11 protein-coding genes and 1 pseudogene are annotated in these 13,316 nt (G+C 58.2%); 8 read left to right on the forward strand and 4 right to left on the reverse strand.

Annotation, left to right across the window (positions count from 1 at the left end):
* Positions 1–17: 17 nt before the first annotated feature.
* Both H8F01_RS20080 and H8F01_RS21915 read right to left on the reverse strand, forming a co-directional pair.
* A complete protein-coding gene (locus H8F01_RS20080) occupies positions 18–887 on the reverse strand; it encodes an efflux RND transporter periplasmic adaptor subunit (protein WP_187056772.1) in 870 nt (289 codons plus the stop codon).
* Positions 888–1,127: 240 nt separating this feature from the next.
* Positions 1,128–1,423, reverse strand: a pseudogene (locus tag H8F01_RS21915) (integrase core domain-containing protein); the annotation flags it as partial.
* Positions 1,424–2,451: 1,028 nt separating this feature from the next.
* On the opposite strand from H8F01_RS21915, the gene H8F01_RS20085 reads away from it, so the two are divergent.
* Positions 2,452–3,369: a helix-turn-helix domain-containing protein gene (locus H8F01_RS20085; RefSeq protein ID WP_187056773.1), complete on the forward strand. Its 918-nt coding sequence runs from the start codon at positions 2,452–2,454 to the stop codon at positions 3,367–3,369.
* Between the two features lie 8 nt (positions 3,370–3,377).
* On the opposite strand, the gene H8F01_RS20090 is transcribed toward H8F01_RS20085, so the two are convergent.
* Together H8F01_RS20090 and H8F01_RS20095 are read right to left on the reverse strand one after the other, a co-directional pair.
* Complete coding sequence (locus tag H8F01_RS20090) at positions 3,378–4,007, reverse strand: response regulator transcription factor (RefSeq protein WP_187056774.1); 630 nt, start codon at positions 4,005–4,007, stop codon at positions 3,378–3,380.
* A gap of 476 nt (positions 4,008–4,483) precedes the next feature.
* Positions 4,484–4,921: a carboxymuconolactone decarboxylase family protein gene (locus tag H8F01_RS20095; RefSeq protein ID WP_187056775.1), complete on the reverse strand. Its 438-nt coding sequence runs from the start codon at positions 4,919–4,921 to the stop codon at positions 4,484–4,486.
* Positions 4,922–5,272: 351 nt separating this feature from the next.
* Between H8F01_RS20095 and H8F01_RS22025 the strand changes: the two genes are divergently transcribed.
* From H8F01_RS22025 to aceE, 7 genes are all read left to right on the forward strand, one after another.
* Positions 5,273–5,428 (forward strand): antitoxin Xre/MbcA/ParS toxin-binding domain-containing protein, encoded by a 156-nt coding sequence (locus tag H8F01_RS22025; protein ID WP_425490122.1) that lies wholly within the window; start codon positions 5,273–5,275, stop codon positions 5,426–5,428.
* Between the two features lie 139 nt (positions 5,429–5,567).
* Positions 5,568–6,308, forward strand: coding sequence for a Crp/Fnr family transcriptional regulator (locus tag H8F01_RS20105; protein ID WP_274380599.1), 741 nt, complete (start codon positions 5,568–5,570; stop codon positions 6,306–6,308).
* 605 nt (positions 6,309–6,913) lie between these two features.
* Positions 6,914–7,822 (forward strand): helix-turn-helix domain-containing protein, encoded by a 909-nt coding sequence (locus H8F01_RS20110; RefSeq protein ID WP_187056778.1) that lies wholly within the window; start codon positions 6,914–6,916, stop codon positions 7,820–7,822.
* Between the two features lie 193 nt (positions 7,823–8,015).
* The gene (locus H8F01_RS20115; protein WP_187056779.1) at positions 8,016–8,579 is read left to right on the forward strand and encodes an RrF2 family transcriptional regulator; all 564 of its coding nucleotides are present in this window, start codon (positions 8,016–8,018) and stop codon (positions 8,577–8,579) included.
* A 102-nt stretch (positions 8,580–8,681) separates the two neighbouring features.
* The gene (locus H8F01_RS20120; protein ID WP_187056780.1) at positions 8,682–9,893 is read left to right on the forward strand and encodes an NAD(P)/FAD-dependent oxidoreductase; all 1,212 of its coding nucleotides are present in this window, start codon (positions 8,682–8,684) and stop codon (positions 9,891–9,893) included.
* A gap of 213 nt (positions 9,894–10,106) precedes the next feature.
* Positions 10,107–10,520 (forward strand): cupin domain-containing protein, encoded by a 414-nt coding sequence (locus H8F01_RS20125; protein ID WP_238481074.1) that lies wholly within the window; start codon positions 10,107–10,109, stop codon positions 10,518–10,520.
* A gap of 13 nt (positions 10,521–10,533) precedes the next feature.
* Entirely contained in the window at positions 10,534–13,227 is a 2,694-nt protein-coding gene (gene aceE / locus H8F01_RS20130; RefSeq protein ID WP_187056782.1) for a pyruvate dehydrogenase (acetyl-transferring), homodimeric type, read from the forward strand.
* Positions 13,228–13,316 lie beyond the last annotated feature (89 nt).

Below are 13,316 nucleotides of genomic sequence, written 5' to 3' on the forward strand. Positions count from 1 at the left end.
CAGCCCTTGGCCGGGTATTACTTGTTCAATGCGGCTTTGCACTTCACGCCCGACGGAATGTCGAGCTTGGGATTGGGAAGATCCATGAACACAACGAAGGTGCCGCTCGCCGCATCGATGATGCGGTCCACGCTGGTGATCTTTGCGGTGTAGGCCTTGCTGGAGAGAATTTCCGGCGTCACCGTGGCGGACATGCCATTCACCGGTTCGCCGAATGCGCGCATGGGCATCACGACGCGTACGCGCAATGGATCGAGCTGGGCAAGCTTCAACACGGCGTGTCGCGTGGCGCCTGGCTCGAAAATCTCGCCGGCCCACATCATCTGGTCGACGACGACGCCGTCAAAGGGACTGCGGATCGTGCGCAAGCTCAGCTGGCTCGATTGCTGGACGTATTCCAGCCGCGCCACCTCGCGGTTTTCCTTCGCCTCTACCAATTCGGCCTGCGCCTGCTTGAGTTCGGCTTCGGCATCGTCGCTGTCCTGGCGCGACATCAATTTCTCGTCGGCCATATCGCGACGACGGCCGAATTTGCGTTGGGAGAATTCGATCTTGCTTTGCGCGAGTTGAGCGGGGCCTGCGAGTTGCGACTTGTAGTGGGCCAGATCGGTCGCCGCCTGTTCAGCATGGGAGTCCAGGGACGCCAGCACCTGGTTGCGGGCAATGCGATCGCCGCGCTTGACCATCACTTTGTCGATCAGTCCGCTCGCCGGCATGCCCAACTCGACGGTCTGCATAGGCTCGATCAGGCAGTCGTAACTCTCAGCCGCTGCAAGCGCGGTTGATGAGGATGTGAGCAGGCCGAAGATGGCAACCCCAAACAGGTGTCGCCTGGCGCCCTTCCGTGCGCGTGCCGTGCCCAGAACATTTCTGGGTAAGAGAGTCATTCCTTTGCCCCCCGAGTCACCATCGCTTGAGCGGCCCCCTGGCGCGTCTTAATGCGATGGCAGCGCAGAAACTAGCGAGTCCCGTGAGGACTCACAAGAGTGCCTTGATCGCAAGTGATTGCGACAGTAGAAAAAACAATCATTTACTGATGGAAATTCACGCGCCTTGAGCAAAAAACCTTGCGCTTTGCATCGAGACAAATCGAAGGTTTCTGCTGAAAGTATCGCCCCCCCCGCAGATCAATGACAGGAATAACTAGAGGTAGCGGGGTCACTCTGGACACGAATCTCGGCAGGCGTTAGCCCGCAGAGGCTGTTATGGGGCATCTCGCAGTTGTATGCGGCTGGTCGTTGCTTCGCGTGCTCGCGCACCTGGTGAAGCGTGGGGAATATGGGCACGTCCAGGACACTACGTCGATAGCCGCCGTTTGCAGCGTTCGATGAAGTCGTTCCGCATCGGGCGACCTGAGTTAGATGAAGTCGAGGGCAATGCTCTTGCGCTCGGCTAATTCGGCCAGCGCCAAGGCGACGAAATCGGATGTGCAAGATGGCTGTTGCAGTCGAGTCGGAAGTTGGGGCAAGAAAATGTCCCGCAAAAGAGCACGTCCAGGCATAGCTCGAATCCGCACAGCTCACCGTGTGGTTCGCGACATGGCAGAGTGATTAGGGTCGGTTATCGGGGGTATGCATTGGTGCACCCCATGAGATCACCAGCTGGTCTCCGTGGATCAGTCCACTTTCGATTGGTGTCGATATCATCTGCTGAGACTCGATATCCCTAGACTGGCCTTATGGACGACGCCCGCCCAATCCTTCTCGCCGTAGCCTCTAGTCTTGGCCGCTTGCAGGTCAGGATGCTCCGCCTGTCGAGCCAACAACTTGTTGTATCCCAGGGCCGCCTTGCACGCGTTACAGGAAGCCATTGGACAGTTGGAGACTTGTCGCCAGCATCCGAGTGGCTGGAAGCGACACCCCCGAGAACCGCCCTGAGCGGAGCCATTGCTGCGGTCGCTCTGGTACAAGTTCATTTGCTATCGATGATTGAAGCTGAGGGTCCGATCGATCGGAGGCAAGCTTGCCTGGTTGTGTGGCATATCAGCTGCGGAGGAGGGTGGAGCGCCATCCTGCTGCGCCTGGCTGCCCACCTGGGTGTGTCGTTGGCAGAATCGCCTTTGGAAGAGACGCATGGGGCAACACTGCATCAAGCGCCGATCCTTCGCCGGTTAACGCCTCTGGAAGCTTAAGTGCAGTCGTCTTTGAGCGGGGAAGGGCGTATCCCGCATTCCTCGGGACGACCATCGCAGCCACTGGTGGCTCATGACTCGACATCACTAGGGGGCCGGCTTCCGACCCATGGTAGGCGTTGCCATCCCTAAGTCGCTGCCTCCCCTCTGCGCCCATCACACATACGGAGGGAAGCGTGCTTGGTGCATCAATGCCGACGTAAATGTCCTTCGTCTCAGGACCTTCGGAAAATTGTACCCATAAGGGTGCCGCGCATTTCAACGGCCGTCCATACAGTGTCGCTTCGAGCAAGGCTCATCCACTCGCGACGAGAGCTGCCATGTGTAGTGCCTACGGTACACGTCTTGGTCAATCATTTGGGGTTTCAAGCCTGGCGACGCTGCTGGCCACCCCAGTTCGCAAGGCCGTTTTCGCCATGACGGACGTGCGGCTGAATACTCCCATGGAACGTCCGACCGCTCCGTTGCCTCGTGATCGCGCTTACGTGATTGCCGTTAATTTGCTGCCGCTGCAAGATCATGAAATGTGGATTGAGGGCCGTAGTGTAAGTCGAGGCCCCTTGCAGGAGGGCGCAGTAATGGTCGCGGACTTGCAGCAGAACCCTACGTTCTACGCCGTCGGCCCATTTCATTCGATCTGGCTTCAGGTGCCAATGGATGGCTTGGCGATAAACGATGGCGCAATGGACGGTGTGCTTAGCTGCGCCACGGGTGAGGCAATCGCTGACCCATTTGTTGTGGTGCTGGCCCGTACGATGCTGGCCATGGTCAATTGCGGTCATCGACCTAGTCAGACGCTAGTAGATCACCTATTCCTAGCCTTGCGCGGGCATCTGCTGGATACCTACGGGGCGATGCCGGCGAGCCAGCCACGGAACGCCAATCGCGGACTTCTACCCTGGCAGCATCGGCGCGCCACTGCGTTGATCACAGAGCATCTTGCCAGCGGCATTTCACTACAGTCGATGGCGGATGCCTGCCAGCTGGCCCCGAGTACGTTCCTGCGCGCCTTTCGCAATACATTTGGTGAAACGCCGCATCAGTGGCTGATTGGCAAGCGCATCGATAAGGCACTGGACCTGATGGTGGACCGTTGCATTTCACTTGCAGATATTGCGCTGTCCGTTGGCTTTGCGGACCAAAGTCATTTCACTCGCGTGTTCGTGGGGCGGATGGGAGTCAGTCCCGGAGCCTGGCGCAGCGCGAGTCGCGGCAAGGCTCTTGCTGCGGCGGAGTAGCTTTTCACTTAGTCCATGAAGCCTCGCCGCAGTGCGATGGTGACGGCGTGCGTACGATCCTCAGCATCGAGTTTATCCAGAATGGTCTTCATTCTGGCCTTCACGGTGTCTTCGGAAATACACAGCTTCTGCGCAATATCGCGATTGCCGTTTCCTTCTGCAACCAAGCGAAGGACACTGAGCTCCCGAGGGGTGAGCAGCTCGTAGCCTTCATGGGCATGAAGGTCGTCGGCCGCCTCTTTAGCCAAGACTCGGCGCCCAGCCGCTGCTGCACGTATGGCCGCGAGCATGTCCTGCCGGTCTGCCGTTTTGAGCAAATAGGCGATCGCGCCGGACTCGAGTGCACGTCGAACACGCGCGTCACCAGGGTAGGTGGTCAATACAACTAAGCACGCATCCGGATACAAGGCGCGGATGGCCTGGATGGCCTGCAAACCGTCAGCATTAGGCATTTGGAGGTCAATCAATGCCACATCGGGGAGCAACTCCCTGTACCGATCCAGAGCTTCCTGGCCATCCGATGCCTCGCCAACCACTGACATGTCCGGTTCGAAGTCAATAGATGAGCGCAAACCGTCCCGCATAATCGGATGATCGTCTGCGAGTAGTACGCGGATGGTCTTTTGTGACGTGTCCAAGCGAGGTCTCACCCAACATGCGTTGACAGTTTGCCGTGGCGATGATCAGCCCAGTCGATTATGGGCGCAACGCTCAAAAGGGTATCAATCGGCCTGAAGGCGGGCGAGCCAGGAGCGCATCACAGGGCCAATGCTATGCAGACTGGGGGCGGGCTGCGGCCACGGCCCGCCGATCCCTGGAAGCAGTTCATGTTCACGGGTGCGCCAGCGGGCTTCGCCGTTTGCCGAAGAGCGTTTCGGAGCGGCTGAGTTGGTGGGCAAGGTCCACGGAGGCGCGACTTCGGCGGGCTAGGGGTGGCAACCGAGGCCTTCGTTTGAGCTCATTCGAGTTGTCGAGGCGTCACTTGAAGGGCGCATCGCCCGACCCGGGACTGACTTAGAGCGCCAAAGGAGCTTGCCTGCGCAAGCCCTTTGGTAGATAGGTCATGCAGTGGCCGGAATGGGCAACGCCGGGACCGCCTGTGGCTTTTTTCCTCTCAAGCCGGCAGCTTGCGGAAAGAGATCGCAAAACGATTCCATCCGTTAATGGCCACGATGAGAAGAGTCAGGTCAGCAAGCTCCTCGTCCGAAAAGTGGGGGCGCACCATCTCCCAGACTTCGTCGGTCACGTGGTCACGACTGACCAGGGTAAGCGACTCAGTCCAGGCTAGCGCCGCCCGCTCACGCTCGTTGAAGAACGGGGTTTCTCGCCAACCCGAAAGCGTCGCAAGCCGACGAGCATCTTCGCCAGCCTTAAGCGCATCAGCGGCGTGCGTGTCCATGCAGTAAGCGCAGCCATTGATCTGTGATGCGCGAAGGCGCACCAGCTCGACCAAGGGCTTTTCGAGAGAGCTTTGCCCGATGCGTTGCTCCAGGCCAACCATGGCCTTAATCGCGCCGGGGCTGGCCTTGTAGAAATCAAGACGTTGGCTCATGGATGGTCCTCCGGATGGCTGGGTGAGCCGGTGTGGGTATTCTGGCTGCAGAGATGCTCGATGAATTGCATGTTATCGCTCCGCTTGGAGCTTTCCTTTACGGGATCGTCACAAGCAGGTTCCTTGGCGAGAAAGAAAAGACAACGCCCAGTAAGAACCAACAAGCCAGGCCAGAAGCGCAAGGCTAGGCTGCGAATCTCTGGCCATCACTGAGATGTCGTCACTATGCGCACGGCTCAATGCAGATTCGAAGATATTGCCAATGAGATGTCCCAAGTTGAGGCGTTGCGCGATCAGGCCCGGATGAAGGCATTCGGGCAGTTGGAGAGGCGAGCGTCCACCATTGCCGGCATGCTTCTACAGCTTCTTGGATCAAGAGATCGCGCGGCGCGTTGGATGTGCATGCGACAGCGCTCTTTGGGTGGACGAACCGCGTATGAGGCTTTAGCCGAGGGTGACTTCGATCTCGTCTGGGACCAGATGCTCGGTGTTCCCGGCGTCGACTAGCAGTCGATCGATCGGTGGGACAAGAAATCACATAATGAATCTGAGAGCTGTTATGCACGCATCATCGAGTAGGCGGGAGCGTCCGAAAGAAGTCACGCTGGAGGGTTCACCAAACAATGCCATGAAGGCATTGGCTCCAATGAGTCACGGGATACGTGACCGGAGGAGGTGGCCACGGACCATAGGGCCAGTACGCTGTGAAGAGTGTCCGTTTTCGCACTCATGTGTGGGGCGCGGCGGCATACGCAGTCAGCTCAGCGAACATTGTGTAGATGGGCGGCCGAGTGCGTGCGGTGCTGGAAACTATCTGGTTTCACGAGGCGATCGCTTAACTGATGTATTCATGATCCGCAAGGGCGTGGTGAAGTCACGGTCAATTACCAGTGACGGACGCGAGAGAATCAATGGCTTTCATTTTCCTGGTGAACTTGCTGGCCTCGAAGCCATTCACTCCGGTCGACACTCGAGCGATATTGTTGCGCTTGAGTATTCGGAGTGCTGTCGTCTTTCATTTGAACAGGTTCAATTTCTCGGTGATCGCGTTCCGGCGGTCCAGCGCCAGTTGCTCGCATTGATGAGCGAGCAACTGAGCAGGTCTATCTCGATAATGGGCGACCTCACGGCAGAAGAGCGTGTTGCGATATTTCTTCTGGATATCAGGCGGCGCCTGCCAGCAAGTCGATCTCATGAAGATGGCTTTCATTTGGTAATGTCCCGTACGGACATGGCGAGCTATCTGCGCCTTGCAGCGGAAACCGTCAGTCGCATCCTGGGGCGCTTTCGAGAGCGAGGGTGGGTTGATATCGCTGGACGGAATTTACGCTCCATCAATACTCAGTCACTGGAGCGATTGAGTCGGGATGCCTCAGTCGGCGATTGACTCAATAACGGGATCTCGGCAAGCGGCGGAGGAAGGCGACGACAGCTTCTCCGCGCCCCATGCCTACCAGTTGTTCCGCAGTAAAACTTCCCAGTTCGGCAATGGCATCGTTCTGATACCAATCTAGTAGGCGCGAAGGGACGGGCTCAATCTCTGCTGCCGTTCGGAGCACGGCGAGAGCCGTGGGTATGATGCCAAAGATCGTGCTATAGGCATCGCAACCTACGGCGCAGATGATCTGATCGTGAGGATCGGTTGAATACGCCCTGGGAAGCAGGGATGCAGCCAGTGAGTCGTGTTGGTTCCGTTTTGACCGGATCATGGACGATCCCCACATCTCGTGTGGGAAAAGCTTATTGATAATGTCGCGACGGCGATTGCCTATAGTTGCCGAGCGTTGCATCTTCTTGACCCGACGTGGGGCGCCCGCCGGACAGGAGGCCGGGATCAAGGGTGGTTGCAACTGTAATCTTCCAAAACCCTGTGATCGTTCTGTCCGGCGTCGTGTGCGGTCGGCACAAAGACATATAGCGTCAGGCTGGATAATGGCCGAGGATATTGACGCTGTCGCACCGGAAGTTTGCGCGGGCGTGGAGGAGGCTGTCATGGCTCATGAGGCTTACGGAAGTCGATTGGGGCGGTCGTTCCAAATGGACGATCCGCCAACCCTGGTCTCGCTGACTGCCAATGATCACCGACTCGCGGTGACCGAGCTTCGGTGTGAAGAGTACGACTATGGGTTCACCGCACCGATCGTGCGCGAGGAAGCTTTCCTCATCGGCTTACAGTTGCGCGGCCTTTCTCAGCACGAGCTCTGGGTGGACGGGAAATCAGTTCCCGTGCAGCCGATCGTGGCCGGACACTCCAGTTTTTTTGACCTCACTCGCGATCCCATCGCCTACATCGCCGAGCCCTATCACCCACTGTTCTTCTACCTGACCCAGGCGGCGCTGGACGAGGTCACCACGGAGTTAGGTATCAGGGCGGGAGCACTAGTTTGCCGGCATGGCCAGCTAGTAGCCGATGGTGTTATTGAGGCTTTGGGTCACGCGTTGCTACCCGCCTTGCATGCCGCCAAAAACAGCAATGCCCTGTTCGTCGACCATGCGCTACTGGCACTTCGTAGTCACCTGGTACAGAACTACATTGGAGTTCGCCAACACGTCGCGCCCCTGATCCGTGGCCTTGCACCGTGGCAGGAGCGAACAGCCAAGGAAATTATGCGGGAGCATCTAGCCGATGGCATCGCTCTTGCCACCGTTGCTACCGCGTGCGGATTGTCGGTTTGCGCTTTCATCAACGCCTTCAAGCGAAGCACGGGAATGTCGCCGCACCAGTGGCTCATCCAGCGCAGGATCGAGCTCGCGATGGACCTCATGCGTAATGGGGAGAGCCCGCTTTCTGATATCGCGCTGGCGGCCGGGTTCGCAGATCAAAGTCACTTCACCAGGGCGTTTTCGGCCCGACTGGGCGTCACCCCGGGCATTTGGCGTCGCAACATCGACAAGCGCTAAGCGGGCAGCCGCCGCTTTCGTTGACCGGGCTCCAGGAGAGGACAGATCGTTTCCCCGGCCGGAACAATTCTGCCGTACGCCAACTATTTACCTTTGATTCAATGGTTTGCCGCTGTCTTTGCTCGCCGCGCTCTTTTGTGCGCCAGCCTAGGGCACTTGCCGATATAAACGCCGACCAATAGAGTCCGTGTTTATGGCACACCTTGGAAATGGGGTCGAATACGGGCTGCATTGCCTCCTCTGGCTAACCGGCTCGCATGCCGAGCCGGCAAGCAGCCGCGACCTTGCGGACCTTCAAGGGATTTCTGCGTCGTTTGTCGCGAAACTGTTTCCCAGGCTGGAGAAGGCCGGCCTTGTCGAAGCCACCGGTGGCGTACGGGGTGGCTATCGACTCGCGCGTCCGGCTGACTGCATTTCGGTACTCGATGTAGTCGATGCAATCGAAGGTTCCAAACCTTTATTTGAGTGCCAAGAGATTCGAGGCCGCTGTGCCGTGTTCGGCGGCAAGCCACCTGCGTGGTCGATCGACGGCGTTTGCGGTGTACACGCGGTAATGCTTCGCGCCGAACAGGCTATGCGTCGGGAGTTGGCACGAACCACGATTGCTGATCTTGCGGCATCGACAGGCAAGAAGGCCCCCGACGGTTTTACACAGGACATCAGGTCTTGGTTCAACGCGCGCTGGAGCGCTCGCACGGATACGAAGGCGCCTACGGACAGCGATAGGACGGCAGGGCGCCGCCGACGTAAGACGTAACCTTTCTAACTCAATTCCTACCTTTGTTCGGGCTACCTCGGGGTGTGCCTGCTAGGCACCCGTATGCCCGGATTTCCCATGAGACTGACGAGTAGTGACGTGATGAAGAATCGAATTTTGATTGTCGGATCCGGCTTTGCTGGAATGTGGAGTGCTCTCTCGGCGGCGCGTGCTGTCGACGCGGCCGGCAGTGCCGGCCAGGCGCTAGAGGTCGTAGTGCTCGCGCCGGAGCCTCGCTTGCATGTTCGGCCGCGACTCTACGAGCACGACCTTTCGGACGTAGCGCCATCGTTGGAGCGTCTCTTCAAGATTGTCGGCGTCCGCTTCGTTCAAGGGCACGTCGAGCGTATTCGAGATGCAGATCACGCGGTCGACTACATTGATGAGACTGGCTCACCTGCGATCATGCCGTTTGATCGCCTGGTCCTTGCAACTGGAAGCAGACTGCACTTGCCCCCTGTACCAGGCTTGCGGGAGCACGCATTCAATGTCGACCAACTGGCAGGAGCCGTGCGGCTTGACTCCCACATGCGTGGCCTAGTGAATCGACCGTTTTCGGCTGCGCGTAACACAGTTATCGTGGTTGGTGGTGGCTTCACTGGTATCGAGACAGCGGCGGAAATGCCCGCACGTCTCCGCTCGATTCTCGGCCCCCAGACTGCGGTAAACGTGATTGTCATCGAGCAAGCGGACGCCATCGGACCGGATTTAGGGCCTGGGCCGCGTCCCGTCATCGAGCAGGCGTTCCGTGAGATGGGCATTGCCATGCGCTTGGGAACCACGGTGGCGTCCATTGATTCGGATGGCGTCATCACATCGGGCGGGGAGCACATTCCCAGTGAGACGGTCATCTGGACTGCCGGCGTACGTGCAAGTGGGCTTACGGATCACATTTCCTCAGATCGCGATCGCTTCGGCCGGCTCCATGTGACGCCCGAATTGCGAGTACGTGGATCCGATGTCGTCTATGCGACGGGCGATGTTGCAATGGCCGCGACGGACCATCTAGGCAACGTGACCATGATGTCGTGTCAGCATGCGATGAACATGGGGCGCTCTGCCGGCCACAATGCCGCCGCCGAGCTACTGAACCTGCCTTCCATGCCGTATAGCCAGCCAAAGTATGTGACGTGCCTGGACCTTGGCCCATGGGGCGCGGTCTACACGGAAGGCTGGGAGCGCGAGGTGGTACTCGTGGGCCCGGAAGCTAAGGCGCTCAAGCAGAAGATTAATACTGAATGGATCTACCCTCCGAGCGACGATCGGGCCGGAGCCCTTGCAGCGGCCGATCCGGCCCGCATCGTCGTGGCCTGAGCGATCTGGCACCCCGGCGAGCCAGATCGCTGGGGTGCCAGGGCCAGCTATAGAAATTTTCGTCAATCTCGTCGCCAAACGTTCAATGAAGGCGGCCATAAGTTACTTATGCTCATAACTCAGGCGCGGCGGGTCACCCGGCCGGTCTGCTGAACTGGCGCCACCATTCGTCCGACTTACACTTTGCTGGAGTCGATTATGAGTATCAGAGCTATGCTGCTGGCCCTTTTTTGGGTCGCACCACTCGTTGGCCACGCCGATGGAATCTCCGGACTAAACGTTGGCACGCCACACGAATCGGTCCAGCCGGCCTTTTCGCACCCACTGCCAAATGCCCCGGGGAAGAAGATGGTAGGCCTCCTCGTGACGTACGCACCCGGCATGACATCAGCCTCCCATCGCCACGGCGATGCTTTCGTCGTGGGCTATGTACTAAGCGGAGAGATACGTAGCCAGCTTGAGGATGGCAGCTCTCGTGTGTATCAGGCCGGCGAGAGCTGGAGCGAGCCGCCTGGTGCGCACCACGTGGTCAGCGAGAACGCAAGCAAGACTCAGCCAGCAAGTCTGCTCGCAATTTTTGTGGTGGATGAAAATCAGAAAGACCTGGTGACGTACGACAAGCCTTGAAAGTGGTGAGACCATGGACAACTCCAGCGAGAAGCCGTCAAACGATATTGATCCTTCAGAAACCGATGAATGGATCGAGTCACTCGACGCGGTTATCCAGAATGACGGTGCGGGCCGAGCGCGCTTTCTGCTCGACAGGATGATCAACTCGGCACGGCGAACAGGGACTCTGTTGCCACTTCAGACGGTGAGCGACTACGTCAATACCATTCCGGCGCGACGCGAAGCGCACAATCCCGGTGATCCTGCCATGGAGTGGCGGATACGTTCCATTATTCGCTGGAACGCGATGGCCATGGTGGTGCGAGCCAATCGGAAGCCTGGCGACTTGGGTGGCCATATCTCAAGCTTTGCCTCCTCCGCAACGCTCTACGACGTTGGGTTCAACCATTTCTTTCGGGCCCCGTCCCTCGATCATCCGGGTGATCTCATCTTCACCCAAGGCCACTCCAGCCCCGGGATGTACGCGCGGTCCTTCCTTGAGGGACGCTTTAGTGCTGAGCAGTTGGATCTCTTCCGCATGGAGGTCGAGGGTGCAGGGCAGGGGCTATCCTCGTACCCCCACCCGTGGCTGATGCCGGACTATTGGCAAGTTGCCACGGTATCGATGGGACTTGGGCCGATACAAGCGATCTATCAAGCACACTTCTGGCGGTACCTGGAGCACCGCGGTTTGATTGCGCCGAGCGATCGAAAAGTGTGGTGTTTCCTTGGCGATGGCGAACTGGATGAACCCGAATCACTGGGCGCAATTTCGCTTGCAGGTCGTGAAAAGCTCGACAATCTGATCTTTGTCGTCAATTGCAATTTGCAGCGACTCGACGGTCCCGTTCGTGGCAACGGCAAGATTATCCAGGAGGCCGAAGGCGCCTTCGTCGGGGCTGGTTGGAACGCCATCAAAGTGATCTGGGGTGGTCGATGGGACGCCCTGCTTGAACGCGATAGTAGCGGTCGACTGCGTCAGCTGATGATGGAAACCGTGGATGGTGACTATCAGACGTTCAAGGCTCTTGGAGGCGCATACGCGCGCGAGCACTTCTTTGGGCGGTACCCCGAGACCGCGGCACTGGTCGCTGATTTTTCGGATGAGGACATAGAGCATCTCAATCGCGGGGGGCATGACCCACAAAAGGTCTATGCGGCCTATCACGATGCCTTTCATGCCGTGGGACAGCCAACGGTTGTCCTTGCAAAGACCGTGAAGGGCTATGGCATGGGTGAGGCCCTGCAGGCACAGAATCCTACCCATAACAAGAAGAAGATGGACGACGAGGCTATCCGCGCATTGCGGGACCGCCTGCGAATTCCTATCCAGGATAGCGAGCTACCCGATATCCCGTATTTCCATCCGGGTCAAGACTCGCCTGAAGTGCGCTACTTGAAGGAAAGGAGGCAGGCACTGGGTGGCTTCCTTCCTCAACGGCGTAGGCGAGCAGACGAACTGTTCCAAGCGCCTGATCTGGCGGTGTTCGAGCAAGTCACAAAGGGTACTGGGGACCGAGAGATCTCTACTACGATGGCCTTTGTGCGCGGCCTGAATCTACTGCTTCGCGACCAGGAAATCGGTCCTCGGGTCGTACCGGTGATAGCCGATGAAGCGCGTACTTTTGGGATGGAGGGCTTGTTCCGCCAGATAGGCATCTATGCGCCTTTCGGCCAGCAGTATCAGCCACAGGACGCTGGTCAACTCATGTATTACCGTGAGGACCGGCAAGGGCAAGTCCTGCAGGAGGGAATATCCGAAGCGGGTGGCATGTCCGCCTGGATTGCTGCGGGTATCAGCTACAGCGTCAGCAACGTTGCGATGCTTCCATTCTTCTTCTACTACGCCATGTTCGGGTTCCAGCGCGTGGGGGATCTTTGTTGGGCGGCGGCGGACATGCGGGCTCGCGGTTTTCTTGTCGGTGGCACCTCCGGTCGAACAACCATTAATGGCGAAGGTCTACAGCATGAGGATGGGCATTCCCATCTCATGTCGGGATCTATTCCCAATGTGGTTTCCTATGATCCGACGTTCTCTTATGAGGTAGCGGTGATCATGCAAGACGGCGTCCGCCGAATGCTGCAAGAGCAGGAGGACGTCTATTACTACGTCACGGTACTTAATGAGAACTACGCGCACCCTGATATGCCAGAAGGGACTGCCGAAGGCATTCGCAAAGGCATGTACCTCTTCAAGGATGCCGGCGTGTCGCAAGCCGACGAGAAGCGAGTTCAGCTCCTGGGTTCGGGCGCCATACTCCGCGAGGTCATTGCAGCCGCGCAACTTCTTGAGGATGACTTCAACGTACGTGCCGATATCTGGTCGGTTCCGAGTTACAGCGAGGTTAGGCGTAACGGTTACGAGGTTGAGCGCTGGAATCGCCTCCACCGGAGCCAGTCGCCGAGAGTGGCGTATGTCACGGAGCTTCTGCAGAACAGAGTCGGCCCACTTATCGCGGCGTCCGATTACGTACGCGCGTTGCCTGAGCAAATTCGACCATTTCTTCCGACGGGCAGGGACTACACCGTGCTTGGCACAGATGGATTTGGCCGAAGCGACACTCGAGCAAACCTGCGAGCCTTCTTTGAAGTGGATAGGTTTTGGATAGCTCATGCCGCCATTGATGCGCTTGTCGCCAACGGAAAAATGGATGCCAGCGACTTGCAACTAGCCGCCGAGCGATATGCAATCGATCCTGAAAAGGCGGAGCCGTGGCGGCACTGAATGCTGCCGCGATTGTCTATCCAGGTTCGCTTTGGAAGCGCACTACGCTAACGACGGAAGGACAACGTGCTAAGCGGAATCAGAACGTA

The sequence above is a fragment of the Dyella telluris genome, from assembly GCF_014297575.1.
GTDB lineage: Bacteria > Pseudomonadota > Gammaproteobacteria > Xanthomonadales > Rhodanobacteraceae > Dyella > Dyella telluris.